The organism is Devosia lucknowensis (assembly GCF_900177655.1).
GTDB lineage: Bacteria > Pseudomonadota > Alphaproteobacteria > Rhizobiales > Devosiaceae > Devosia > Devosia lucknowensis.
This window is the reverse complement of sequence record NZ_FXWK01000001.1, coordinates 1,933,994-1,957,270: the sequence shown is the minus strand read 5'-3', so window position 1 is coordinate 1,957,270 and position 23,277 is coordinate 1,933,994. Positions and strand designations below refer to the sequence as shown.

The window sequence follows — 23,277 nt, the reverse complement described above, 5'->3', positions numbered from 1 at the left end:
CGCTCCCCCGGTTACAGCTTGGCGGTGAGGTTCAGGCGATCCAGCACCGAGCGATCGGCCGGGTCGACCATGCCGACAAGAAACTGGCGGACATAGTGTGCCGCCTCTGGCTGCATGGCGCCGATGGCGGCGTCGATGCGGCTGGCCTGCGTCACCGACAGTTGACCGAAAAACGTACGGCCCTTGTCGGTGGCATGCAGCAGGCGCTGGCGGCGGTCGGCGTGGCCCGTCTTCTGTTCGACATAGCCGTTGTCGATCAACTGCCGCAGCACACGGGCAAGGCTCTGCTTGGTGATCTTGAGGATGTCGAGCAGGTCGGCAACCGGCATGCCGGGACGCAGATTGACGAAGTAGAGAACGCGATGGTGCGCGCGGCCGAAGCCCTGTCGCTCGAGCAGCGCGTCGGCGTCGCCGGTGAAGTCGCGATAGGCGAAAAAGAACAGCCCCATGATGTCGAGCGGAAGGTGCGCCTGCTCAGCGAGAGAATTTATGTCAGCTATGTTGACATTTTTTCGGTCCGCTGGCATGGTCCCTCCGTCAGCGTGAACATAAGGTCTTATCCCAAAGCCATTCCGGTTTGCCAAGGGTATGACCCTGATGCATGATTGCGCAAAAGGCCACGCCAGGAGGCGCGGCACAAGAACGGAATTCGGAGAGGAAAGATGGCAGGCGTGCCCATGGACCAGCGCGATGGCTGGATCTGGTTTGACGGTGAACTCAAGCCCTGGAAAGACGCAAAGGTGCACGTGCTGACGCACGGGCTTCATTACGCCAGTTCCGTATTCGAGGGTGAACGTGCCTATGGCGGCGAAATCTTCAAGTCGCGCGAGCACACCGAGCGCCTGATCCGTTCGGCGGCGACGCTGGATATGCCGTTCCCCTATACGGTGGACGAAATCGAGGCTGCCAAGCAGCTGGTGCTGGAAAAGAACAACCTGGTGGATGCCTATGTGCGTCCCGTGGCGTGGCGCGGTTCGGAAGAACTGAGCGTGCCGGCGCGCAAGAACAAGGTGCATGTGGCGATCGCGGCCTGGGTGTGGCCGAGCTATTTCTCGGTCGAGGAAAAGCTCAAGGGCATCCGGCTCGAATGGAGCAAGTGGAAGCGCCCGAGCCCGGAAACCATCCCATCCTCGGCCAAGGCGGCGGGTCTCTACATGATCTGCACGCTCAGCAAGGACGCGGCGATGGCCAATGGCTATGCCGATGCGCTGATGCTGGACTATCGCGGCTATGTGGCGGAAGCCACGGGCGCCAACGTGTTCTTCATCAAGGGCAAGGAGATCACGACGCCAACGCCGGACTGCTTCCTCAACGGCATCACGCGGCAGACGCTGATCGCGCTGGCCAAGGAGAACGGGTTCACCGTGACCGAGCGGCACATCAAGCCCGAAGAACTGGACCAGTTCGACGAGTGCTTCCTGACCGGCACGGCCGCGGAAGTGACGCCGGTGTCGCTGATCGGGGACTACAAGTTTACCCCGGGCGATGCCTGCCGGACGCTGATCGATGCCTATGCCCGCGCCGTGACGCCGAAGAAGGCCGCAGCCGAATAAGGGCGTTGCCGCCCCCGCGTTTCGATGCCCGCCGAAAGGCGGGCATTTTTGTTTGGACTAGGCGGCGGGAATGGATGGAGCGCCGAAAAGGGTCTCGCGCACGAGGCCGGTGGTGTAGCCGCGGGTGTTGTGGGCGCGCGCGACATAGGCCGGATTGGCCATGAGCGCCCGATGCAGCGCCGGGAGATTGTAGAAGGGCACGCTGGGATAGAGGTGGTGCTCGAGGTGGAAATTGACTTGGTGCGGCGCGAAAAAGGCGCGCTCCCAGAGATACGGGAGCACGGAGCGGGTGCTGCCCAGTTCATGGCTGTAGTCCATGGAGCCGAAATGCTCGGCCACGCTGCGGATGTGCATGAGCAGGAAAAAGGTCGTGAGATAGGGCACGAACCAATAGAGCAGCACATCCATCCAGATGCCGAGGGCGGTGAACAGCGCCGCCATCGCGATGTAGAAGCCGAGGCGAACCAAGCGATAGTGGAGCGGCGGCTTTTCGGCGGCGCGGAGGCGATGGAGCATGCCGAAGATGTCGACGATCGAGCCCAGCACGACCAGATAGCTCAGGATTTCAAGCGCACCCTCCTGCCAGGCCTTGGGGAAGGTGAACTTGCGATGCCCGAGCTTGAACACCCAGTCGGGGTCCTTGTCGGTATTGGTGTAACGGTGATGGGCGAGGTGATTGGCGCGATAGCTGGCGACGGTCGTGAGGATCGGCCAGGCGAGGAACAGGTCGCAGACCCAGTCGCTCAGGGCCTTGTTGCCGCCGATGAAACGGTAGTGGGCGAAATCGTGCAGCAATACGCCGAAACCGTGCATGCGACCGCCGATGACGGCGACGGCGAGGAGGTAGACCAGCGGGTTTTGGGCCCATTCCGAAAGCGCGATGGCGGCGGCTATCACGGCCCAATCAAAGGTGATGGCGAGGGCGGTGCGCCAGGGCCGGAGCGTCGACAGGCGCTTGAGCGTGGCAGCGTCCACATAGGCTTGTGACACCTGTTATCCCCCCTGTTGTCATGGTGAACGAAAGGTTAACACAAAGTTCGCGGACGGGCGGCACCGTTTCCGCACGCGGTTAACGCGACCAGCGGGCGCGGGCGTCGTCGTCTGCGGGCTTCGGCTCGACCCAGCGCAGGCCATGGGGCGTTTCCTCCTGTTTCCAGAAGGGGGCGCCGGTCTTGAGGTAATCCATGAGAAACTGCGCGCCGTCGAACGCCGCCTGACGGTGGGGGGCGAGAGTGACGACCATCATGATGGTCTGGCCCGGTTCGAGACGGCCATAGCGGTGGATGACGGCTGCATCGATGAGGCCGAAGCGGGTCTTGGCCTCCTCACGGATGGCGGCGAGCTCGTTTTCGGCGAGGGCCGGGTAGCATTCGAGAATGAGGGCGCTGATGGGGTCGTCGGGGCGGGAGCGGACGATGCCGGTGAAGGTCACCATCGCGCCCGCTTCGGTATGGGCGGACTGGAAAGCGTTGGCTTCGGCGCCGGGATCGAAGCCGGCCGCGGTGACGCGGATCATTTCAGCCGCCGGTCATGGGAGGCAGGATGGCGACTTCGCGCGCGCCGGCCAGGGGCGTATCCCAGGGGACGATGCGGGCATCGCGCGACAGCTTGAAGATCGCAGGATTGACCATGGCCAGGTCAAGCGCTTCGTCCCGCTTGCGCAACCAGGCGACAAGGTCTGCCATTGTCTCCACGTCGGCAGGTGGCTCGACCTCGTCGCTGGCGCGATTGAGGCGCTCGCGCAGCCAGGCGAAATAGAGGATCTTCATTTGCCGATGCCGGAAAGATGTGGCCAGGACGCCCTGAGGTAGTCCCAGCCGGTCCAGAGCGTGATGATGCCGGCGATCCAGAGGACGATGTCGGCCACAATGCCGAGGACGGGCATGATGCCTTCGGCAATGACGAGGCCAAGGGCGACGAGCTGGATCGTGGTCTTCCACTTGGCGAGCTTGGTCACCGGCAAGACGACGGTCTTGTTGCCGAGAAACTCGCGCAGCCCGGGGATGAAAGTTTCCCGGAAGAGAATGGCGACGGCGGGGAACAGATCGAGCGCGGACAGGCTGCGGTCCCAGGCGAGGATGGTGATGAGGATAATGACGAGAATCTTGTCCGCGATCGGGTCGAGCATGCGGCCGAGGTCGGAATACTGATCCCAGGCGCGGGCGAGGTAGCCATCGACCCAGTCGCTGGCTGCCGCCAGCACGTAGAGCGAGAGGGCCACGGCGCGCAGGATCGGATCTTCGGCCAGAATAAAGGCCGAGATGGGCACAATCGCCGCGATGCGGGCGATAGTGATGATGTTCGGGACAAGGGTCAGCGGATTCCGGGTCATGACGTGACATGAACAGGATGGTGACGGGGGGTCAAGGCACCTCTTTCCCTCTCCCCTTGTGGGAGAGGGTGCCCGAAGGGCGGGTGAGGGGTGCCTGCTGCAACTTAACCTCCCTCATCCGGCGCTGCGCGCCACGTTCTCCCACAAGGGGAGAAGGGGTGCGCTGGGGGATGGATTGCCCGGACAGGCCGGGCAATGACGATGAACATGAAACCCGCGTCCCTTCGTCACCACCCGGATTGTCCGGGTGGTCTATGGTTCTCCGTCAGGCCACCGCCTGATTGTTCACCGCCCGGCGCTGTCTTACCGAGCCGGCCATGGCGCGGAGGGCGGTGACTGTCGTGTCCCAGTCGATGCAGCCGTCGGTGATGGACTGGCCGTAGGTGAGTTCCTTGCCCTCGACCAGATCCTGGCGGCCGGCGACGAGATTGGATTCGACCATGACGCCGACGATGCGCTTGTCGCCGGCAGCGAGCTGCGTCCCGATGTCGGCGAGGACCAGAGGCTGGTTTTCCGGGTTCTTGGACGAATTGGCGTGGCTGGCGTCGATCATCAGGGCCGGGTTGAGGCCAGCCTTGACGGCTGCTGCGGCGGCGGCTTCGACGCTGGGGGCGTCGTAGTTGGTGGTTTTCCCGCCGCGCAGGATGATGTGGCAATCCTCATTGCCCGAGGTGGCGGCGATGCCGGAACGACCATCCTTGGTGACGGCCATGAAATGGTGCGGCTGGCTGGCCGACAGGACGGCATCGAGGGCGATCTTCACATTGCCATCGGTGCCATTCTTGAAACCGACGGGGCAGGACAGGCCCGAAGCGAGTTCGCGATGGATCTGCGATTCCGTGGTGCGCGCGCCGATGGCGGCCCAGGCCACAAGGTCGGCGAGGTATTGCGGCGTGGTCATGTCGAGGAATTCGCAGGCGGCGGGCAGACCGAGATTCGCGATGTCGAGCAGCAGGGTGCGCGCGGTGTCGAGGCCCTGGGTGATGTTGAAGCTGCCGTCGAGATCGGGGTCATTGATCAGCCCCTTCCAGCCCACTGTGGTCCGCGGCTTTTCGAAGTAGACGCGCATGATGATCTCGAGATCGCCGGCGAGTTCCCCGCGCAGGGCGGCGAGGCGGCGGGCGTAGTCCATGGCGGCGGCGGGGTCGTGGATCGAGCAGGGCCCGACGATGACGGCGAGACGGTCATCCTGCCCCGCAAGGATGTTGTGGAAGTCATGCCGTGCCGCAATCACGGTGCGCGTGGCCGCGTCGGTGCGGGGATGGTTGCGCATTACCTCGATCGGCGTGGGCAGCGGTTTGATCTCGGTTATGCGGAGGTCGTCGGTGGACTTGAGCATTTGATGGTCTCTCGGTTGGGTCGAGGGGCCAACAAAAAAGCCGCCTCGGAAGTCGGGCGGCTGGCTTGCGATTTGGGTCTGGTCTTGTCGGGATCAGGACGCGCGCGCATTAGCCTCCGCCGGGAGCGGATAGCTAAAATACCAATAAAAGGTGGCTGCGTTGATCATGACGCGAGCGTAGCGACGAGTCGGGAGCTTGTCGAGTCCCCACTTTGGTAGGGGTCGGGGGCCGCCGCGAGAACCGTTGTGGTGTCAATGCCCATCGGCTCAGGCCCGAGAGGGGAGCGGTGATGGGATCTGCTTCCGCGACCCCATCACCAGCGTCAACTTCAGAGCGTAGCCTTGCCGGTTTCACCCATGTCGGGCTTGGCACCGGTCGCGGCTGCCACGAGCATCTTGGCGGTGCTGACGATCATGTTGGGGCTATCCCAGACTTCGCCATCATCGGGGGTGACGCGCAGCAGACGGATACGCGGGTCGTTGGCATCGTCCCACCACGCCTTGTCGAAGGATTCCCAGAGCTCCGCGATCTTGGCACGATCGTCGAGCACCTCGGCCTCGCCAGCGATGACAGCATATTTGTGCCCGCCATTGTCGGCCCAGGCGAGGGAGACGTGGGGATACTTCTCGATTTCGGTGAGCTTGTGGCCTTCGATATCGGTGAGGAAGTAGATTGCATCCTCTTCGCGCCGGACGCGGGCCGACATCGGGCGGCTGCGCTGTTGCTGTCCATCCCAGGTGGTGAACATGCAGATGTCGATCTTCTTGGCCAGTTCCCAGATACGGTCTGCGGCCTCGTTGGGAGGAAGGATGTTCTCTTTTTCGTCGCTCATGGGACACTCCGTTTGCTGGCAGCGTAACGGGTGGCGGGCGCGGAAGTTGCCGGTACGACAAAAGGTGATCTAGCCACCCGCGCCCTGATAGTTGCGAATGCTCCAGCGCCAGTGGGTGGACGCAATCAGGGCGGCGACAGGTCCTGCAATGAGGGTAGCGACGGGCGCAAGATCGTCCAGGATCGGCACGGGTTTGCCGAGCAGAACCGCCGCGGGAATATAGGCAAGGAAAGCCAGCGGGGCGAAGGTGAGCATGAGCGCCTGCAGCGGCAGCGGGAAGATGTTGAGCGGATAGCGCGCCAGTTCCCAGAAGCCGAAATAGATCGCGAACAAGTGGCGCGACCGCACCCAGACGATGGCAGTGGCGCCGATCATGGTGAGGATCGAAGCCGTGAGCATGGCCGAACTGACGATGGCCGCTCCGAAATAGATGGCTGTGCCGACCGACCAGTCGATGGAGAGGTTCATGAGGGCCCAGATCATGAGACCGATGGCCAGCGCGATGTGTCCGCCATATTCGATATTGAGGCCGGAAAAGGCCAGAAACACCCAGGGGCTGATCGGCTTGGTCAGCAGCGCGTCGAAGGTGCCCAGACGAACCTTTTCCTCCATGTCGCGGAACTGCACAAAGCTCAGCGACGCGCCCAGCGCGTAGGCGAGCAGGTGGATGGCGAGAAGCAGCGCCATCTGCGGCCAGGTCCAGCCGCCGAGGTTTTCGAAGCGGGTGATGATGAGGGCAATGGCCGCGTAGGTGCCGGCATAACCAACGGCCTGCGCGAACCAGGCCAGCACGAGCGCACCGCGATATTGCATGTGGGTGCGGATGTGGATGGAGACGAGGTGGGGGAGAACCCGGAGCGTTGCCAGCATCGCCTCAACCTCCCTGTACGATGAGACGGTGGCGGGCCCGGGACCAGAGCCAGGCGACGAAACCGGTCATGGCCAGAAGCCAGGCGCCCCCGATCAGCAGGTGAAGGCCGGCAGAGGCCAGGTCGAGCTTCCCCAGATATACCGCTGCCGGGTAGTAGCTGACCCAGGCGAAGGGGAGGTAGCCCAGGATATTGGCGATGGCTGAGGGCATGAACCAAAGCGGGATGACCCCGCCGGAGGCGACGGCCATGATGCCGCGCAGGAACCAGTCGAGTGCAAAGGCGGTGAGGATCCAAAAGGCCAGGAGACTGACGCAGGTGGCGATCATGAACAGCATCAGCCACGAGACGATCCAGTAGCCCAAAAAGAGGATGCCATGGCCCATGCTCGCCGGGGGCAGAAGGCCGAAGCTGACGCCCACGATGAGAGCAACGGGCAGGAATATGGCCAGGAAATCGAAGGCATAGCTGCCCAGCTGGTTGGACATCAGCAAGGCAGGATAGTGCAACGGCTTGAGCAGAAACACAGTGACATCGCCGGTGCGCACCGCGCCGCCGACTTCGCGGATGAAACGCGTGGTGTTCCAGTTGAGCAAGGGGCCGGCGATCAGCACATAGGTGATCATTTCGGGGAGGGTGACGCCATCGACGCTGCCGACGGCGGCGAGGCCCGCGGTCCAGACGGCGATATAGGCGAAAGTGGTGACGAGTTCTCCGAAGAGCCCGGACCAAACCTCGTTGCGATAGGCGAGGCGAGAGAGGAAAGCGGTGGTGGTGAAGGCCGGGTAGGCAGAGGCCCTCATGCCCCGACTCCCGCCAGCCGGGTCTTGTTCTGGTAGAAGGTGCGGATCACCTCCTCGATATCGGGCTCCTCGAGCTTGACGTCCTTGAGGCCGTGTCCACGGCCAACTTCGTTGAGAACATCGATGATGGAGGTGGCCTCGTTCTCGAGGACATAGTGCTTGGCGGCGCCGTCATCGCGGGCAAGGGTTGCCGAGGTGAGGGCGAGGGGACCGGGGTCAGTCGCGAATTCGAGTGTCAGGCGGCGGCGCGATCCGAGGCTGGCGCGAAGATCCCCAAGCGCTCCATCGAAGAGCAGCTTGCCATCGTCGACCATGATGAGGCGGGGGCAGATTTCCTCGATGTCCACGAGGTCGTGGGTGGTGAGGATGATGGTGGTGCCGCGCTGGCGGTTGATTTCGGACAGGAACTTGCGGACCACGTCCTTGGCGACGACGTCGAGACCGATGGTGGGCTCGTCGAGAAAAAGGATCTTCGGATCGTGCAGCAGGGCCAAAGCGATCTCGGCACGCATGCGCTGGCCGAGGCTCAACTGGCGCACGGGGCGATCGACAAAGCCGGCCATGTCGAGCATGCGGGTGAGAAAGGCGAGGTTGTCGTCGAAGCGCACCTCGGGGATATCGTAGATGTGGCGGTTGAGCGCGAAGCTGTCGTGGACCGGCAGATCCCACCAGAGCTGGCTGCGCTGGCCGAACACGACGCCGATCTCGCGCGCGTTGGCCATGCGGTTGGCATGCGGGGCGCGGCCGAGCACGCTGAGATGGCCGGCACTGGGCGTCAGAATGCCGGTCATCATCTTGATCATGGTCGATTTGCCGGCGCCATTGGGACCGAGATAGCCCACCGCTTCGCCCGGCTCGATGGAGAAGGAGATGCCATCGACGGCGCGGATATCGAGATAGTCGCGCGACACCAGGCTCTTGATGGCTCCGCGCAGGCCAGACAGGCGCTTGAGCTGGCGGAAGGTCTTGCCGACGCCAGAGGCGGAAATGATCGGTGACATGGCTGGCTCCCCTCAGGGAGGGAAGCTAGCCGATTCTCTCCATCAGTCGATGCGATTGGCGGCGTTGTCGATGCCGCCCATGTCGATGCGCGGTTCGGGGGCGCCGTCGGCAAGCGACCAGTTGAGCACCTGCTCGGTGCCGTTGATCGAGATGTCGGTGGCCGAGGCCAGATCGAGGTTGAGAACCTGTTCGGCGCCCGCGATCTCCACCTGCGCATCGGCTCCGTCGGATGCCATGGTCGCGTTGACGGTATTGCCGGCGGTGTCGACGACAAGCTTGGCAAGGTGACCGGCATTGACGACGTGGCCGGCGCCGGAGACGGCCAGTTCGACGGCCTTCTCGATGGAGACTTCGTGGCCATCGCCGTGCACAATGACCTTGCCGCAATTGCCGGTCAGGTGGATGCGGTTATCGGCGCCATAGATGCCGATGTTCTGTCCCTCGCAGGGAATGTCGCGCGACAGGCTGACGCCTTCGATGACGACTTCGTCGGCATCCTGGGTTTCGGCAGTCTGGGCGTGGGCGGCCACAGGCATGGCCAGAAGGAGAGCGAGGGGCAGGGCAAAACGCATTCCGGTATCCATTGAACAATTGTCGATGGCGCCAGAATGCGCGGGACTTCGGCATGAATGGGGCGAGCTGGGTCAGCCGGCCATATTGAAGGTCTGCAGATGCAGGATGGTCACTTCGCCATCCCATTCAGGCCAGTGCTCCCGGTGGAGCGCCACAAAACGCTCGGTCCAGTCGACGATCTCGGCTTCGGTTTCGAGCTCGTAGATGGCGTAACCGCCGACCAGTTCCTTGGACTCGGCGAAGGGACCGTCGACGACCATCTGGCCCTTGCGGGTGGTGACGGTGCCGGCCAGCGCCATGCCGCCGGTCTCGGTCATCTTGGCGCCAGCTTCCATGCCGAGCTGAACGATGGCCTGCATCAGGGCAGGCGAGGGGAAACCAGCGGTTTCGGGATTGAGGGTCTTGACCATGGTGAGGAATTTCATGGGATGCTCCGGTGTTGGTGCAAGGGCGACGAGCGGCGACTGGGAATTTCGACAGCGGGCGCTGAATTCGCGTGCGCCCAGACATTCCCCTCTTCCGGCAGCATCGTATGTGGCGTCGTTCATCTCCACCAGAAATGGAAGATGCTACGTCCGGTTGAAATGGTCGTAGACCAGCTGGGCCATCGCTTTGGAAATGGTGGGCACGGATTCGAGATCGGACAGCGAGGCGCGGGCTACGGCCTTGGCGGAACCGAAGTGGTTGAGAAGGGCGCGCTTGCGGGTGGGCCCGATGCCCTCGATCTCGTCGAGCGGGTTCTTCACCACGTCCTTCTTGCGCTTGGCGCGGTGGGTGCCGATGGCAAAGCGGTGCGCCTCGTCGCGCAGGCGCTGCACATAGTAGAGCACCGGATCGCGGTGGGGCAGCATGAAGGCGTCCTTGCCCTCCATGAAGAATTTCTCCCGGCCCGCATCGCGTTCCTCGCCCTTGGCGATGCCGATGAAGGTCACTTCCTTCTGGAGGTTCAGCCCGGCGATGACCTCGCGCACCGCATTGAGCTGGCCTGCGCCGCCATCGATGAAGACGACGTCGGGCCAGTCGGGCATGCCGGTCTGGTCATCCTCGGCATCGGTCTCGCTTTCGGCGGCGAGGCGGGCGAAGCGGCGGGTGAGCACTTCGCGCATCATGCCGAAGTCGTCACCGGCGGAGATGTCGGATTTGATGTTGAAGGTGCGGTAGTGCTTCTTGGAGAAGCCCTCCTCGCCCGCGACCACCATGGCGCCGACCATGTTGGTCCCCGAAATGTGGGAGTTGTCGTAGACCTCGATGCGGCGCGGGATGTCATCGAGGCCAAAGCAGTTGGCAACGCCTTCGAGCAGGGTGCGGTTGGATGCGCCCTCGGCGAGCTGGCGGCCGAGCGCCTCGCGGGCATTGTTGAGCGCGTGATTGACGAGATCGCGCTTTTCGCCGCGCTGGGGGATTTCGAGGCGGACCTTGCGACCGGCGCGGGTGGAAAGAGCCTCCTCGATCAGCGCCGGCTCGGTCATCTCGTGGCTGAGGAGCACGAGACGCGGCGGGGTGCGGTCCTCGTAGAACTGCACGATGAATGCCTCCAGCACTTCGGCATCGGTGAGGCTGTCGTCGGCCTTAGGGCGGAAGGCATGATTGCCCCAGTTCTGGAAGGCGCGGAAGAAGAACACCTGGACGCAGAACTGACCGCCCTCGTGATGGATGGCGAAGACGTCGGCCTCTTCGACCGAGCGGGCCGTGGCGTCGCCCTGCGACTGCACGAGCGCCAAGGCGGAGAGACGGTCGCGGATAAGGGCGGCGCGTTCGAAATCCAGGTCCTCGGCGGCCTTGTTCATGTCGGCCTGAAGGTGATTGCGCACTGCGTCGGACTTGCCGGAGAGGAATTGCCGGGCGTCTTCGACGAGTTCGGCATAGCCCTCGAGGCTGATCTCGCGGGTGCATGGGCCTGCGCAGCGCTTGATCTGATATTGAAGGCACGGCCGGGTCCGCGCGGCATAGAAACTGTCCGAGCAATTGCGCAGGAGGAAGGCCTTCTGCAGGCTGGCAATGGTGCGGCTGACTGCGACGGCGGAGGCAAAGGGACCGAAATAGTGGCCCTTGCGGCGACGCGAGCCGCGATGCTTGGTGAGCTCGGGTGCTTCGTGGTCGGTGGAAATCAGGATGTAGGGGAAGCTCTTGTCGTCGCGCAGCAGCACGTTGAAGCGGGGCTTCAGGCGCTTGATGAGATTGGCTTCGAGAAGCAGAGCCTCGGACTCTGTTTCGGTGCGCACGAATTCCATACTGACCGTTGCCGCGATCATGCGCTGAATGCGGACGGGCAGACCTTCGGGACGCGTATAGTTGGTGACGCGCGATTTCAGCGAGCGTGCCTTGCCCACATAGATGACGCCCCCATCGGCATCGAGCATGCGATAGACACCGGGCGCTGCCGGCAGCGTGCGGACAAAGGCGCGGATCACCTCCGGGCCGGAAGGTTGGGGCGTCGTGGGCGTGTCAGTCATGATCGAGGGGTGGGCGCGCGTCGGGCAGACCAGGCCAGATGCTGGCCGCCATCGAGCGCCAGCATCTGGCCGGTGAAGGACGGCATGGACAGAATGTTGAGAACGCCCTGGGCGATGGCTTCCGGGCCGGCGTGGCGTTGCAGCGGCAAGCTCTCGACGGATTTGTCGAACTCGGCCTGGCTCTGTCGGGCATGCGGCAGGACCGGGCCGGGGCCGATCGCATTGACGCGAATGGCCGGTGCGAGCGACTGCGCCAAGGTCTGGGTAGCGGTCCAGAGAACAGCCTTGGAGAGATAGTAGCTGAAATAGGCAGGGCTGGGATTGAGGACACGCTCGTCGACGATGTTGACGATATTGCCCTCGACGCCGGCGGGAAGCTGCGCGGCGAAATCGCGGGCGAGAAAGACTGGGGCCTCGGCATGTACAGCGAAATGGGCATCCCACATGGCTTCGTCAACATCGCGGGCGCTGTCGGGCTCGAAGGTTGACGCATTGTTGACCAGGACGGTCAGGGGGCCGAGCAGGCTGGCGGCGCGTTCGATCAATGCCTGGCGCTGCGCGCGCTTACCCAGGTCGGCGCGCAGGATCTCGGCGGAGCCGCCCTCGTCACGGATGCGCTTGCGCAGCGCCTTGGCGTTTTCAGGATCCGACCGGTAGTGGATGATGACGCCGTGCCCCGAACGGGCCAGCGCAAAGGCGATGGCGGCCCCGATGCGATCGCCGGCGCCAGTGACCAGGGCCACTGAGGAAGGATGATTCGGCGAAGACGGTTTCGAACTGGACATTGCGCAGACCATAGGCCGGAACAGGGGGCGGCTTCAATCCGGCTCCCCGGGGATTGGCGCGGCTTATGGTGCTCTGCTTGGTCATTCCGTGGCAGCAGGACCGATGGCAATGCAACATCGCCCCCAAGGCGCTGTTCGAAGTCTGCAATGGCGGAATGTCTGCGCGTAAACTAGGCTCCAGAAGCCTTTAAACATCGTCGCCGCCAGGTATTTCGATTCGAGTTCGTTGATGTCTTCTCCGTTGCAGCCTGACCGTGCCGACCAGGTCGGACGCGGGATCGTCCTGACGCTTATCACCATAGGCGTGTTCGGCATTCAGGATGCCGTGGCAAAATTGGTGATGCAGGACTATTCGCCGTTCCAGATCACCATGATGCGGTACTGGGCCTTTGCAGCCTTCGCCCTGTTCCTGGTGGCGCGACAGGCGCCGCTGCGCCAGGCCTTGCGGTCGCGCGCGCCAAAGTGGCAAATCTTGCGCGGCGTCCTGCTGATGGCCGATATCTGGTTTTTCGCCCTGGCCCTGCAGTCGGTACCACTGGGGGAGCTGCAGGCCATCGTCATCGTCTATCCGCTGCTGGTGACGGTCTTCGCTATCCCCATCCTGGGCGAGAAGGTCGGTCTGTTTCGCTTTGCGGCGGTCGGTGCAGGATTTGTCGGCGCGCTCATCATCATGCGGCCCGGTGGCGTACCGATCACCTGGGGCGTCGGGTTCGCACTCGCCTCGGCCACGCTTTATGCGCTCTATATCGTCATCACCCGCAAGGTCGGCGCCATAGACAGTCCTGCCACGAGCATGACCTACGCCGCGCTGGTAGGCCTCGTGCTGTCAGGTGGCGTCGGCATCTTCTTCTGGCAGCCGATGAGCTGGCCCGATTTTGCCCTGACCGCGGTGGTGATGGTGACCACCTGTGCGGGTCACGGGTTGATGACCGTGGCTTTGACCAAGGCACCGGCGAGCGTTCTACAGCCCTTTAATTACTTCTCGCTGCCCTGGGCCATCGTTCTGTCGATCGTTGTCTTTGGGCAATGGATCGATCCGATCTCGCTGCTTGGCGCCGCGGTGATCGTGGCCGCAGGCCTCGTCGTGATGGCGCGCGAGCGTGCTCGGCATGTCACCAAGGTTGCGGACGAGGCCCGGCCAGCCGTCGAATAGCGGTCTTGAAGTCACCGACCTCAAAGGGCATGTGTGTGCTGACAATGGAGGGACAGGATGATCTGGCTGATCGAGATCGCGCTGGTTCTGCTGCTCGTAGGCGGCGGCTGGACGATGATGACGCACAAGCGGCAGAGCAGCCAGCGCGAGGCGATGACCATGCGGCGTGTCGATGCCTATATCGAGACCATCCGCAGGGAACGCCGCAACCCTGATCTCGCCGCCATGACCGACTTGGAGCTGCGCGACCTGCTACATTCGGGTGCCCGCAATCTCAAAATCGCCGAACAGCGCAAGGGCTGGATCGTGCTCGGCTGCGGCGTGGCCAGCGTGTTGGGCGCCGCCGTTGCCGGCAGCCAGGAGGGATGGCTGAGCTTCGGCATCGTCGCCGCGATCGGCGCCATCGTGACCTATGGGATCAACGAATATCTGGGCCGCCGCATGCGGGCGCCACTCGAGAAGCGCGGCGTGGATATCGACCGGCTCATGGTGGAATAGGGCCCTGACGCCGACATCGCCAGACGCCCAAAACGATTGCGCCGCCCTGGTGGGGGCGGCGCTGTAGATCACTCCGGGCGTATCAGGTGCCCATGCAGAAGTAGCCGTTGGGGCCGTTGAAGCACATGCTGGCGCTCGGATTGCTCGGGTAGACCGGCTGCGGGCGCGGCGGGCGCGGGTTCCAGTGAGGCGGACGCGGGGGACGCGGATTCCAGTGCGGCGGGCGCGGCGGACGCGGATTGTTCCAGCCGCCATCATCCCAGCCCCAGTCGTCATTCCAGCTCGGACGGCCGCTGCTCAGATAGCTCGAGGAGACCCAGCCATCCGGGCCTGCCTTCTGGACGTAGCACCAGCTGCCGCGACAGTACTGGACATCGACCCGCTCGCCGCGGCGCAGGGCGTCGACGACGGCGAAGCCGGTGCCGGGACCGGAGCGAACGTTGACGTTGCTGGTCGCGACTGCCGGAGCGGCCGAGGCCGCGGCAGTGGTGACCATGATGGCGGCAGCGGCAAGACCGGCTGCAATCAGTTTGTTCTTGAGGGCCATGGCAAGTATCCTTTCCCTGTAAGTGGCATTGACGCCTTGCCCACAGAAAAGCCTATTGCGGATGAACCCAAGCTGAACGGTTCGTTTAGGCAGGCGGCATCTGCGCTAGAAACGCAGAAGATCGACAAATCGCCCAAGCGCTTCGGCGAATTTCTTGCGTTGCTTGGACTTGAGCTCGCCCAGCAGGGCTTCCTCGAGCTGCGACCAGTGATCGGCAAGACTGTTCCGGATGCGCACGCCGCGCTCCGTGAGGGCAATGCCTGGCTCGAGTTCGGGGCCAACGGCCTGCCGGGTGATGAAATCGCGACTGGCAAGCCGTTCCAGGCGCCCGGACAGCAAATCCGGAGTCATTCCGAGTTCGTCGGCAAGGTCCCTTTCGGTGGTGCCAGCGCGGCCGAGAACGAAGAGGATCGCATCGTCTCCGGGTTCGAGACCCTTCTCGAGAACCGGCACCAGCAGTGCCTTGTGCGCAAGTTGGCCGGCTTCGATGAGCCGATAGAGCGCGGAACGAGATGAGGGTCTGGACATAGGCGGGAAAATAGTCCGAACTCCTTGGCGCCGTCGATTGGCCTTGCATCCTATCGTTAATCGGCAAACGACCAAGGGCCGTTATTGTTCACCGGATGCAGATGAGTTATGCGTCGATTGCTCGTCTCTGACCGAACGGACCTCCATGACGCAGGATCTCTCCCGTATTCGCGCCTTCGTGCAGGTCTTCGATTCCGGCGGCTTTTCGGCTGCGGCCCGACAGTATGGGCGTTCCAAGGCGCTGCTCAGCAAGTACGTCACCGATCTCGAGGATTATCTCGGCGTGCGGCTGATGAACCGGACGACACGACGGCTCAGCCTGACCGAGGCAGGCGAAGCCTATTACCGCGAGGCCTCGGGCCTCCTGCAGCAGCTCGACGATCTCGACGCGACCATTGCCGACCAGACGGCGGAGCCGCGCGGCCTGCTGCGGGTGTCGGCGCCACGTAATTTCGGCGAAAGCACGCTGGCGCCGGCGATTTTCGCCTACCTGTCGAAGTTCCCCAAGGTGACGCTGGACCTGCGTCTCGAGGATCGCTACGTCGACCTGGTCGACGAAGGCATAGACGTGGCGCTCCGCATCTCGACGCTGGCGGACTCTTCGCTGATTGCCCGCAAGATCGCCGACATGCATGTGGTGATGGGGGCGTCTCCGGATTTCATCAAGCGGGTCGGCACTCCAACCCATCCGGAAGACCTGCGACACCTGCCATGTATCGTGGACGTCAATCTGCAGGGACAATCGAACTGGCGCTTCACCGAGGATGGCAAGACCATTTCCGTGCCGGTGAGCGGGCCGGTCCGCGTCAATTCGCCCCTGGCTGCGCGCAAGGCGGCGATTATGGGTCTCGGTTTCGTCGTATTGCCGTCGTACCTGGCTGAACCCGCAGTGCAATCGGGCGAGTTGGTGCCGGTGCTGGCCGACTATCTGCCAACCGGCCAGACGCTGCAGGCGGTCTACCCGCACCGGCGGCATCTTGCCGGCAAGGTGCGCGCGCTGATCGATCATCTGGTGGAATGGTTCGCCATCCACCCCGTGCACTAACGACTATTCCGGGGCCCCACTTGAAGCTGACTTTACTGCCATCGATCGGTGCGATGCTCGTCGTGCTGGGTGTGGCGCAGCCTGCACAGGCCCATCCGCACATCATGATCGATGCCAAGACCACAATTGGTTTCGACAATGCCGGTCGGGTGGCGCGACTGCACCACAGCTGGACGTTCGACACGGCCTTTTCAGTGTGGATGGTGCAGGGGCTCGACGCCAACGGCGACGGTGAAGTGACTTCGGACGAAATGCAGGAACTGGCCGACGAGAACATGCTCGGCCTCGCCGATTTCGGTTTCTATACCTATGCCGGCGATGGCATGGCGTTCCAGGCGGTCGGCGACCAGCGCATGGTCTACGACGACAATCGCGTGACCCTCGATTTTTCTATCGATGCCGTGACGCCGCAGGCCGCAGGTGAACGGTTCGAGCTGGGCGTCTATGATCCGGAATACTACGTCGCCATCACTACCGACGATGTCAGCGACGTGACGCTCGAGAATGCGCCGGAGGGGTGCGTGGTGCGGCTCGAACCGCCGGTGCCGATGGCGCGCGATGTCGAGGAAAGGCTCTATGCCCTGGGCCCGGAAGTGCTTGAACTGCCACCGGATCTGGCGGCGGCGATGCGCGGAACGCAGGGGCTGACCGTGGTGTCGTGCGGCGCCGCGGCCGTGCCGCAGACGGCCATGGAGGCGGTAACCGATGTCGCGGCGGCGCGACCGGCAATGCCCTTTGGCGGCCCCCCGCCGGAAGTGGGACTCAACCTGCCGCGCACCGGCTTTTTCGGCTGGCTGCAGAACCAGCAGCGCGATTTTTACGCCGCCCTGACGGCATCGCTCGATGCGTTGCGCACGGACTGGACTGCGTTCTGGGTGCTCGGTGGGCTGAGCTTCCTCTACGGCGTGTTCCATGCCGCCGGACCGGGGCATGGCAAGGTGGTCATCTCGTCCTATGTGCTGGCCAATGAAAGCCAGCTGCGACGGGGCATCGTGCTCAGCGGGCTCAGCGCGCTGCTGCAGGCGCTGGTGGCCATCGGGTTCGTGCTGGTGCTGGCGGGCATCCTCAATCTCACCAGCACGGCGCTGGGCGAAGCAGCGCATTGGGTGGGTGTGGTGTCTTATGGCCTTGTGGCCCTGCTGGGCCTGTGGCTGGTGGTGCGCAAGGTGTTCGGGCTGGGGCACAGCCACGGTCACCACGCGCATCATGATCATGATCACGATCACCACCACGATGGCGATCATCACCATGACCACCACCATGACCACGATCATATGCACCACGCGATCGGGCCCGGGGATATCCGTGGCTCCTGGCGGGAGCAGTTGGGCGTGGTCCTGGCCGTGGGCTTGCGACCCTGTTCGGGAGCGCTGGTGGTGCTGGTCTTCGCGCTGTCGCAGGGGCTCCTTGCAGCGGGCGTCGTCTCGGTACTGCTGATGAGCCTCGGGACCGCGATCACGGTGGCGAGCCTCGCCACGCTCGCGGTCATGGCCAAGGGCCTTGCCGGGCGCATCGGTGGCGCCGACAGTGCGCTGGCCGGGCATATCGTGTGGTGGGCCGAGCTGATCGGCGCACTGGCGGTGCTCGGCTTCGGCGTGCTGCTGCTGGTGGCCAGTCTCTAGCGCGACCCATCGCCGCCTTGCGGTCGGGGCGCAAAACGGTATGGTGCGGGCAATTCTGGAACCTTTCCAAACTGGCCCCGATGTCGAACCACCTGCCTCCCAACCATCCGCCCGTGCCGCAGCAGAAGATCGGGGTGCTGCTGCTCAATCTGGGTACGCCTGACGGCACCGACTACTGGAGCGTCCGGCGCTATCTCAAGGAATTCCTCTCCGATCCGCGCGTGATCGAGACCAACAAGTTCCTGTGGTGGCCGATTCTCAACCTCGTCATCCTCAGCTTCCGGCCGCAGAAGAGCGGCCATGCCTATGCGCAGATCTGGGACAAGGAGAAGAACGAAAGCCCCCTGCGCGTCATCACGCGCGAGCAGACGGAGAACCTAGCACAGCGCCTTGCAGGCGAGGATATCATGGTGGAATTCGCCATGCGCTACGGCAATCCCTCGACCCAGTCGGTGCTGGAGAAAATGCAGAAGGCAGGTTGCCAGAAGATCCTGCTGGTGCCGCTCTATCCGCAGTATTCGGCCACGACGACCGCAACCGCCAACGACAAGGCCTTCGACGCGCTCAAGACCATGCGCTGGCAGCCCGCGGTGCGCACGGCACCGGCCTATTTCGACAGCCCCGACTACATCAGGGCGCTCGGCGACTCGATCCGCGAGGGCGTCGCCAAGCTCGATTTCGAGCCGGACCTGGTGATCACCTCCTACCACGGCATGCCGGTGGAGTACCTGCAGAAGGGCGACCCCTACCACTGCCAGTGCTTCAAGACCACGCGACTGGTGCGCGAGTATCTGGGCTGGGACAAGGACCGCCTGATGGTCACGTTCCAGAGCCGTTTCGGACCCACCGAATGGCTGCAGCCCTATACCGACAAGACGCTGGAAGCGCTGCCGGGCAGGGGCGTGAAGAAAGTGGCGATCCTGGCGCCGGCCTTCCATGCCGACTGCATCGAGACGCTCGAGGAAATCGCCATGGGCGGGAAGGATACGTTCATGGAAGCGGGCGGGGAAAAGTTCGCCTATATCCCGTGCCTCAACGCCTCGCCCGGCGGCATGGACTTCCTCGAGTCTATGGTGCGTCGCGAGCTGGGCGGCTGGCTGTAGGCCATCGGACCACGGCCCGGCTTACCAGCCGGGCCCGAGGAAATCGGGCGGGGTGACGTTCACGAGGCCGCGGCCGACGAGGTAGGAGCGGTTGACCCAGCCATAGTCGGGAATGCGGCACCACTGGGTGGCATTGGCCGGCCAGAGCGTGTGTCCGGCATCGCCGATCCACGAGCCGCGATTGCTGTCGCTGTCGACCTGGGTGCACTGGTCGACGGGAATTTCCTGTCCGTCCCTGACATAGCCGACCACGGCGTAGCGATCGTCGGGACCGGAATGGACGGCGATATTGCCGCCCGAGACGCGGGCGGTGATGGTGATGGCCTGGGCCGGTCCGGCCAGGGCCACGGCGGCAAGGGCCGCGAGGGAAAGGGCTGCAAGGGCGCGCATGGGGGCCTCCTCTTACTGTCTCATGCTTCAATGATGCAGAACCGGGTCGGGTTCAATGCCGCCGGCTGCGGTCTTTCATCGCTTCGGTCGCGGTGCACCCATCTTGAGATGGGCATAGCGGTCCTCGAAGTGGAGGCTCGCCGCGGTGAGGCGGGCGACGGTGATGACGAGATCGGCCTGGGTCATCGGACCCTGCGTATCGACCGGGAAAAAGCGCGGCAGGTCGGGGTGGCGCCGGAACAGCCGCCGCGCCACCATGATCAGCCCGTTGAGCGTGAACAGCGTGTGGCTGTCGACCGGCCCGGATGGTTTGGCAAAGCGCAGCGCATAGTTGAAGGCGGCGAGCTCCTTGGCGAAGCGGTTGTACGCGTCGATGGCTTTCGGGCCGAGATGGGGCAGGTCGGTCATGGTGTCCTCGCGATTTCCCGCAGTGTGCGCCCTGCGGGCAGGGGCGGGGATAAGCGGACAGGGGAGCGCGCAGAAACCGCGCCCGGCCATGCGGCTTGCGCTTTGGGCGAACCCTGCTCGGATCAACGGAACGTTGATCGGGTTCACGGGTAACGGGCGGCCTTTGACTCAAGCCTGGTAGAACAGAGGGGAGCCAAGGGCCGCCCGTCACGGCATCGGCTTGCTTAGGGGGCCCGGAACACAGGCGGTACCTTTGGGGTCCGGCTGCCGGCGCATCGATGCCGCCCTTGATATGGCCCGGCTGGCGCCCGCTCCGCTTTCGGCGGAACCGGTTCGGCCGGCGCCTGAAGGCACCGAAGTTTTCTACCCACGCAGGAGAGCGCCCTCTCCATCCGATCCTCCCCGCCCGACCCTGCGTCGGGACCGCGTAACTGGCGGGGATGGGAGAACAATAGCCAAGGTTCTGGCAGCGGGGATATTTTTTTGCGCGCGCGGGCAGCTGACAATTTGCTGACGGGCACAATCATTGAATTATAACAATAAAATCAATGGTTTATGCGGAACTATCGGTTCGGTCGCGGGTTGTTGGGGCGAGGGCTTTCCGTCCCGGAGATGATCCATGCGTAGCCTGTCCGTCCTGGCGCTGGCCGCCACATTGATGACTGCACCCGCCGCCCTGGCGCAGGACAGTGTCGCTGTCGACCTCAGTTATATCGGCGCAAGGCTCGCGACAGAGCTGGGCATCGCGCCGACCGATTTGCCCGCCAGGGTCACGGTGTCGCGCGCCATTGCTGCCGATGTGTGCGGCATAGAGGACAGCAGGCTCGGCACCGGCTGCCGTGCCATCGTCACCTCGCCCGCCCTGCTGCTGGCGGTCGAACTCATCGTCGGCGACGGCAACAGCGCCCGCTCCTTTGCGCCGGGGCAGCAGGATGGTCCGGCCCGCGATTTCGCTCCCGGCCAGCAGGACGGCCCGGCCAGGAACAGCGCCCCCGGCCAGCTCAAGAAAAACTAGCGATCCCATTCCGCCTTCCGGCAGCACCATCGCCCCCCGCGTGCTGACGGTCCCTCGGGGCGTCCGGCTTCATCCCCGGACGCCCCGAATTCCTTTGCAGCGGCGTTTTCGTGGAGGGGGAAATCCCGCGTCGCTTCCCATGCGAAGGGCGCTGGGCGCGGAGTTTTGCGATGTCACAGGGCGCGTCGAAGGCCTTCTTCTTCGCCGCCATCCCGCCATTCGGCCAAAGGCCTCACGGCCTTCTCTGCCTTGAAAAGCTCCACCGGAGCTTTTCATCCGCTATGCGGAACGGCTCCGAAGCCATTCGAAATAGCGGCCAATGCCATTCCTGCCCCAGGGCGGGGTGTATCTGTCATCATAATCGAGCGGCGGGCCGCCGTTGGAGAGAAGCGCTGATGTCATAAGGGGAGTGTGGTGCCGGACGGTCGGGGTGTCCAATGAAGGGTTCTTATTGTTCCCATCAGTTTGCCAAGTCGAAAATCCCTAGGCAAATCGGGCTGACAACTTATTTCGGATGGCTGCCAGGCGCACGCGGAGCATTGTACGACCTCCTGCACTCTTCAACCTCTGGACAATACGGAAATGCACTTCTGCTGTGGTCTCTGCATTTTGCGAACCTGCCAAATACCACAGCACACCCTGCCAGTCGCAAATTCTGTCGTCGTTCCGCATAACAAAATCTAACCATCCTTTAAGCACACCGATATTGCTATCAAGGTCGGTGAGTAGAATTCCAAATTCGTGGCAATGTTGGTTTGCACTTCTGAGAAACGACTGCGAGATATCCTGTCGATCTTCACCATCAAGTTGGCCCAACACCGCCATATAATACGGTTGAACGATGATGTCCTTCTCGTCTGATAGCTTTCTCCTTGCGAGGTCCAACACTGAATTGCTATGACTACGCATTCCTAGCAGTAGCAGAGACTGTGATCTCAGGCCGAAATCCTTCGTTCCAACGCGAACGTGGGAAAGTGCTCGCTTCCATAGGTCGTCTGGAACAGCGCTGAGATATCGCGCCGCGCGTAATAATTCTGCTTCCTGCTGCAGGTGTATGTTTGCCTCACTGTTCAAAAAGCTAACGATGTTATTTCCCAACTTGCTGTGTCTGGGAAAAGTCTTGCATGTGTTTAAGAAAATTCGAGAAATTCTCTGGTCTGGATTTGTTCGAATGTGTTGAAGTAGCGTTTCAATATATGTTGGATCATCGGACTCTATGCAGAGATTCATCCAAAGTCGTAGTGCTCGGTCGGTGAGGTTGTTGGTCGGACCTTTTACCCGATGAAGCTTCTTGGATTCCGGGTTAGCCGGCGTCTTCCTTGAAATTTCCGACAGCCTCAACTTCAAATTTTTGGGTTCAATGCCTTTCTTGTCTAGCGCCTCTCTTAGTGCGACTAGCTCGTCAACTCTGTCGTCAAACAAGTAGTTTGTTATTTGTTTATCTGATGGTTTTTCTTCCAGAATTTTGGTCTTCGCACTCTGTAAATTAAGGTGTAGCGCCCGAGTTTCGTCTTCGAGGAGGAATGCTGCCTTCCTCGCCGTAGTTACATCTTTGCAGAATATGCGAACGTCATCCATATAGCGGATGTACAGGCATGAGTTTTGTTCTGAGAACTCTTGGAAGGCTTCATCAACCGGCATCAAGTAGATGTTGCCGAAAAAACCACAAACTCCGGAGCCTTGTGGAATTCCGCGTTGTGCCTTAGTGCCAGTATGCGTACGAGTGGTCCAGTTTCGGAATATATCATGCAGTAAATTGCAGATTTTTGGTTCGTTTTTCAGGTGAACCATCAATTGATGTGACAGTATTTCTAGGTTTATATTCTCAAAATAGGCTGCGATGTCGGATACAACCAAGAATTTGTACCCTTCGCCAATGGCCTCTTTTGTTCTGTCCTCAAAATCAGGCCATAAATTGTACCAAGCTTCGAAGGGGTCGAGCTCCGCAGATATGTCCTTTTTCTTGAGGAACGGCAAAGAAAGCACATCCGATTCTCTGAATAGCTCGCCTTGCTTTGGGTGCTCTTTCAGATTGTAGCTGTATACTTTGCTATTTAATGTTGAATATACTTGCTCAGCGATGGTCCTGACTACTGACCATAGAAGAATACGGTCACGAAGCGGTATGACCGAACCTGGTCGAGTAGAGAGGTGACTTTTTGGTACCGGTGTCGCGCGCAGTGGCCGCGGTGAATACGTGCCAGCCGCCAAGGCCCGTTGTAGCTCACTGATCTGCGGTGCCAAAAAGTTCGCAAACGCTTGCTGATAATAAAAATCATTGAAGAAGTCCGCACGTAGCTCGCTACGAGTAAGGTGCCAGCCGGCTTCAAGTGATTTCTGCTCGATCGCCTTTTTCCACAAGGCATCAGCCATCGTGGTCCCCCTATTTTTTCACTTGAGGTACAGTGAGACGGCAGACTTATCAA

The 23,277-nt window shown here is 62.4% G+C and carries 26 protein-coding genes; 7 read left to right on the top strand and 19 right to left on the bottom strand.

The annotated features are described in order from the left end of the window. Nucleotides 1-11: 11 nt before the first annotated feature. A complete protein-coding gene (locus tag CCK88_RS09615; RefSeq protein WP_342068310.1) occupies nt 12-527 on the bottom strand; it encodes a MarR family winged helix-turn-helix transcriptional regulator in 516 nt (171 codons plus the stop codon). Between the two features lie 135 nt (nt 528-662). Here CCK88_RS09615 and CCK88_RS09610 point away from each other — a divergent pair, with 135 nt between their 5' ends. Then, complete coding sequence (locus CCK88_RS09610) at nt 663-1,553, top strand: branched-chain amino acid aminotransferase (RefSeq protein ID WP_086470219.1); 891 nt, start codon at nt 663-665, stop codon at nt 1,551-1,553. 57 nt (nt 1,554-1,610) lie between these two features. On the opposite strand, the gene CCK88_RS09605 is transcribed toward CCK88_RS09610, so the two are convergent. From CCK88_RS09605 to CCK88_RS09545, 13 genes are all read right to left on the bottom strand, one after another. Further along, the gene (locus CCK88_RS09605) at nt 1,611-2,543 is read right to left on the bottom strand and encodes a fatty acid desaturase family protein (RefSeq protein ID WP_086470218.1); all 933 of its coding nucleotides are present in this window, start codon (nt 2,541-2,543) and stop codon (nt 1,611-1,613) included. A gap of 79 nt (nt 2,544-2,622) precedes the next feature. Next, entirely contained in the window at nt 2,623-3,069 is a 447-nt protein-coding gene (locus CCK88_RS09600) for a molybdenum cofactor biosynthesis protein MoaE (RefSeq protein ID WP_086470217.1), read from the bottom strand. A 1-nt stretch (nt 3,070) separates the two neighbouring features. After that, complete coding sequence (locus CCK88_RS09595) at nt 3,071-3,322, bottom strand: MoaD/ThiS family protein (protein ID WP_086470216.1); 252 nt, start codon at nt 3,320-3,322, stop codon at nt 3,071-3,073. After that, the gene (pgsA, locus tag CCK88_RS09590; protein ID WP_086470215.1) at nt 3,319-3,885 is read right to left on the bottom strand and encodes a CDP-diacylglycerol--glycerol-3-phosphate 3-phosphatidyltransferase; all 567 of its coding nucleotides are present in this window, start codon (nt 3,883-3,885) and stop codon (nt 3,319-3,321) included. The genes CCK88_RS09595 and pgsA overlap by 4 nt, the downstream gene beginning before the upstream one ends. 265 nt (nt 3,886-4,150) lie before the next feature. Further along, nucleotides 4,151-5,224, bottom strand: coding sequence for a 3-deoxy-7-phosphoheptulonate synthase (locus CCK88_RS09585; RefSeq protein ID WP_086470214.1), 1,074 nt, complete (start codon nt 5,222-5,224; stop codon nt 4,151-4,153). Nucleotides 5,225-5,553: 329 nt separating this feature from the next. Next, nucleotides 5,554-6,057: a pyridoxamine 5'-phosphate oxidase family protein gene (locus CCK88_RS09580; RefSeq protein WP_086470213.1), complete on the bottom strand. Its 504-nt coding sequence runs from the start codon at nt 6,055-6,057 to the stop codon at nt 5,554-5,556. 69 nt (nt 6,058-6,126) lie between these two features. Continuing rightward, entirely contained in the window at nt 6,127-6,927 is an 801-nt protein-coding gene (locus tag CCK88_RS09575) for an ABC transporter permease (protein ID WP_086470212.1), read from the bottom strand. 4 nt (nt 6,928-6,931) lie between these two features. Then, nucleotides 6,932-7,729 carry an ABC transporter permease gene (locus CCK88_RS09570; RefSeq protein WP_086470211.1) on the bottom strand — a complete coding sequence of 266 codons (798 nt, stop codon included), beginning with the start codon at nt 7,727-7,729 and terminating at the stop codon, nt 6,932-6,934. After that, on the bottom strand, nt 7,726-8,730 hold the full coding sequence (locus CCK88_RS09565) for an ABC transporter ATP-binding protein (protein WP_086470210.1): 1,005 nt from the start codon (nt 8,728-8,730) through the stop codon (nt 7,726-7,728). The genes CCK88_RS09570 and CCK88_RS09565 overlap by 4 nt, the downstream gene beginning before the upstream one ends. A gap of 42 nt (nt 8,731-8,772) precedes the next feature. Next, entirely contained in the window at nt 8,773-9,303 is a 531-nt protein-coding gene (locus CCK88_RS09560; RefSeq protein ID WP_170926415.1) for a DUF3060 domain-containing protein, read from the bottom strand. 72 nt (nt 9,304-9,375) lie between these two features. Continuing rightward, nucleotides 9,376-9,729, bottom strand: a complete 354-nt coding sequence (locus CCK88_RS09555; RefSeq protein ID WP_170926414.1) for a YciI family protein — start codon at nt 9,727-9,729, stop codon at nt 9,376-9,378. 144 nt (nt 9,730-9,873) lie between these two features. Then, the gene (gene uvrC, locus CCK88_RS09550; protein ID WP_086470207.1) at nt 9,874-11,757 is read right to left on the bottom strand and encodes an excinuclease ABC subunit UvrC; all 1,884 of its coding nucleotides are present in this window, start codon (nt 11,755-11,757) and stop codon (nt 9,874-9,876) included. Then, nucleotides 11,754-12,542 (bottom strand): SDR family oxidoreductase, encoded by a 789-nt coding sequence (locus CCK88_RS09545; protein ID WP_086470206.1) that lies wholly within the window; start codon nt 12,540-12,542, stop codon nt 11,754-11,756. Before CCK88_RS09545 ends, uvrC begins: the two co-directional genes overlap by 4 nt. A 229-nt stretch (nt 12,543-12,771) precedes the next feature. Here CCK88_RS09545 and CCK88_RS09540 point away from each other — a divergent pair, with 229 nt between their 5' ends. Together CCK88_RS09540 and CCK88_RS09535 are read left to right on the top strand one after the other, a co-directional pair. After that, nucleotides 12,772-13,695: a DMT family transporter gene (locus CCK88_RS09540; protein ID WP_086470205.1), complete on the top strand. Its 924-nt coding sequence runs from the start codon at nt 12,772-12,774 to the stop codon at nt 13,693-13,695. Between the two features lie 57 nt (nt 13,696-13,752). Then, a complete protein-coding gene (locus CCK88_RS09535) occupies nt 13,753-14,193 on the top strand; it encodes a hypothetical protein (protein WP_086470204.1) in 441 nt (146 codons plus the stop codon). Nucleotides 14,194-14,275: 82 nt separating this feature from the next. Here CCK88_RS09535 and CCK88_RS09530 read toward each other — a convergent pair whose 3' ends face one another. Further along, nucleotides 14,276-14,740, bottom strand: coding sequence for an SH3 domain-containing protein (locus CCK88_RS09530; protein WP_086470203.1), 465 nt, complete (start codon nt 14,738-14,740; stop codon nt 14,276-14,278). A 105-nt stretch (nt 14,741-14,845) separates the two neighbouring features. Continuing rightward, a complete protein-coding gene (locus CCK88_RS09525) occupies nt 14,846-15,268 on the bottom strand; it encodes a MarR family winged helix-turn-helix transcriptional regulator (protein ID WP_086470202.1) in 423 nt (140 codons plus the stop codon). A gap of 145 nt (nt 15,269-15,413) precedes the next feature. Between CCK88_RS09525 and CCK88_RS09520 the strand changes: the two genes are divergently transcribed. The 3 genes from CCK88_RS09520 (at nt 15,414) to hemH (ending at nt 19,038) form a co-directional block, all read left to right on the top strand. Continuing rightward, a complete protein-coding gene (locus tag CCK88_RS09520) occupies nt 15,414-16,313 on the top strand; it encodes a LysR family transcriptional regulator (protein WP_086470201.1) in 900 nt (299 codons plus the stop codon). A gap of 20 nt (nt 16,314-16,333) precedes the next feature. Continuing rightward, complete coding sequence (locus CCK88_RS09515) at nt 16,334-17,935, top strand: HoxN/HupN/NixA family nickel/cobalt transporter (RefSeq protein ID WP_170926413.1); 1,602 nt, start codon at nt 16,334-16,336, stop codon at nt 17,933-17,935. Between the two features lie 80 nt (nt 17,936-18,015). Further along, nucleotides 18,016-19,038 carry a ferrochelatase gene (hemH, locus tag CCK88_RS09510; RefSeq protein WP_086470199.1) on the top strand — a complete coding sequence of 341 codons (1,023 nt, stop codon included), beginning with the start codon at nt 18,016-18,018 and terminating at the stop codon, nt 19,036-19,038. Nucleotides 19,039-19,059: 21 nt separating this feature from the next. Here the strand turns inward: hemH and CCK88_RS09505 are convergent, their stop codons facing one another. Next, nucleotides 19,060-19,428 (bottom strand): SH3 domain-containing protein, encoded by a 369-nt coding sequence (locus CCK88_RS09505; RefSeq protein WP_086470198.1) that lies wholly within the window; start codon nt 19,426-19,428, stop codon nt 19,060-19,062. 75 nt (nt 19,429-19,503) lie between these two features. Continuing rightward, nucleotides 19,504-19,836 (bottom strand): hypothetical protein, encoded by a 333-nt coding sequence (locus CCK88_RS09500; protein ID WP_086470197.1) that lies wholly within the window; start codon nt 19,834-19,836, stop codon nt 19,504-19,506. A gap of 619 nt (nt 19,837-20,455) precedes the next feature. Here CCK88_RS09500 and CCK88_RS09495 point away from each other — a divergent pair. Further along, complete coding sequence (locus CCK88_RS09495) at nt 20,456-20,851, top strand: hypothetical protein (protein WP_086470196.1); 396 nt, start codon at nt 20,456-20,458, stop codon at nt 20,849-20,851. Between the two features lie 483 nt (nt 20,852-21,334). On the opposite strand, the gene CCK88_RS09490 is transcribed toward CCK88_RS09495, so the two are convergent. Further along, nucleotides 21,335-23,224, bottom strand: a complete 1,890-nt coding sequence (locus CCK88_RS09490; RefSeq protein WP_086470195.1) for an RNA-directed DNA polymerase — start codon at nt 23,222-23,224, stop codon at nt 21,335-21,337. Nucleotides 23,225-23,277: the final 53 nt, after the last annotated feature.

What these genes read in the sequence shown, in the direction of transcription:
- CCK88_RS09600 (WP_086470217.1), bottom strand. Translation starts at nt 3,069, where the DNA reads ATGATCCGCGTCACCGCGGCCGGCTTCGATCCCGGCGCCGAAGCCAAC.
- CCK88_RS09530 (WP_086470203.1), bottom strand. Translation starts at nt 14,740, where the DNA reads ATGGCCCTCAAGAACAAACTGATTGCAGCCGGTCTTGCCGCTGCCGCC.
- CCK88_RS09495 (WP_086470196.1), top strand. Translation starts at nt 20,456, where the DNA reads ATGCGTAGCCTGTCCGTCCTGGCGCTGGCCGCCACATTGATGACTGCA.
- hemH (WP_086470199.1), top strand. Translation starts at nt 18,016, where the DNA reads ATGTCGAACCACCTGCCTCCCAACCATCCGCCCGTGCCGCAGCAGAAG.
- CCK88_RS09545 (WP_086470206.1), bottom strand. Translation starts at nt 12,542, where the DNA reads ATGTCCAGTTCGAAACCGTCTTCGCCGAATCATCCTTCCTCAGTGGCC.
- CCK88_RS09555 (WP_170926414.1), bottom strand. Translation starts at nt 9,729, where the DNA reads ATGAAATTCCTCACCATGGTCAAGACCCTCAATCCCGAAACCGCTGGT.
- CCK88_RS09615 (WP_342068310.1), bottom strand. Translation starts at nt 527, where the DNA reads ATGCCAGCGGACCGAAAAAATGTCAACATAGCTGACATAAATTCTCTC.
- CCK88_RS09580 (WP_086470213.1), bottom strand. Translation starts at nt 6,057, where the DNA reads ATGAGCGACGAAAAAGAGAACATCCTTCCTCCCAACGAGGCCGCAGAC.
- CCK88_RS09610 (WP_086470219.1), top strand. Translation starts at nt 663, where the DNA reads ATGGCAGGCGTGCCCATGGACCAGCGCGATGGCTGGATCTGGTTTGAC.
- CCK88_RS09525 (WP_086470202.1), bottom strand. Translation starts at nt 15,268, where the DNA reads ATGTCCAGACCCTCATCTCGTTCCGCGCTCTATCGGCTCATCGAAGCC.
- CCK88_RS09570 (WP_086470211.1), bottom strand. Translation starts at nt 7,729, where the DNA reads ATGAGGGCCTCTGCCTACCCGGCCTTCACCACCACCGCTTTCCTCTCT.
- CCK88_RS09595 (WP_086470216.1), bottom strand. Translation starts at nt 3,322, where the DNA reads ATGAAGATCCTCTATTTCGCCTGGCTGCGCGAGCGCCTCAATCGCGCC.
- CCK88_RS09585 (WP_086470214.1), bottom strand. Translation starts at nt 5,224, where the DNA reads ATGCTCAAGTCCACCGACGACCTCCGCATAACCGAGATCAAACCGCTG.
- CCK88_RS09565 (WP_086470210.1), bottom strand. Translation starts at nt 8,730, where the DNA reads ATGTCACCGATCATTTCCGCCTCTGGCGTCGGCAAGACCTTCCGCCAG.
- CCK88_RS09540 (WP_086470205.1), top strand. Translation starts at nt 12,772, where the DNA reads ATGTCTTCTCCGTTGCAGCCTGACCGTGCCGACCAGGTCGGACGCGGG.
- CCK88_RS09560 (WP_170926415.1), bottom strand. Translation starts at nt 9,303, where the DNA reads ATGCGTTTTGCCCTGCCCCTCGCTCTCCTTCTGGCCATGCCTGTGGCC.
- CCK88_RS09535 (WP_086470204.1), top strand. Translation starts at nt 13,753, where the DNA reads ATGATCTGGCTGATCGAGATCGCGCTGGTTCTGCTGCTCGTAGGCGGC.
- CCK88_RS09505 (WP_086470198.1), bottom strand. Translation starts at nt 19,428, where the DNA reads ATGCGCGCCCTTGCAGCCCTTTCCCTCGCGGCCCTTGCCGCCGTGGCC.
- CCK88_RS09500 (WP_086470197.1), bottom strand. Translation starts at nt 19,836, where the DNA reads ATGACCGACCTGCCCCATCTCGGCCCGAAAGCCATCGACGCGTACAAC.
- CCK88_RS09490 (WP_086470195.1), bottom strand. Translation starts at nt 23,224, where the DNA reads ATGGCTGATGCCTTGTGGAAAAAGGCGATCGAGCAGAAATCACTTGAA.
- pgsA (WP_086470215.1), bottom strand. Translation starts at nt 3,885, where the DNA reads ATGACCCGGAATCCGCTGACCCTTGTCCCGAACATCATCACTATCGCC.
- CCK88_RS09520 (WP_086470201.1), top strand. Translation starts at nt 15,414, where the DNA reads ATGACGCAGGATCTCTCCCGTATTCGCGCCTTCGTGCAGGTCTTCGAT.
- CCK88_RS09575 (WP_086470212.1), bottom strand. Translation starts at nt 6,927, where the DNA reads ATGCTGGCAACGCTCCGGGTTCTCCCCCACCTCGTCTCCATCCACATC.
- uvrC (WP_086470207.1), bottom strand. Translation starts at nt 11,757, where the DNA reads ATGACTGACACGCCCACGACGCCCCAACCTTCCGGCCCGGAGGTGATC.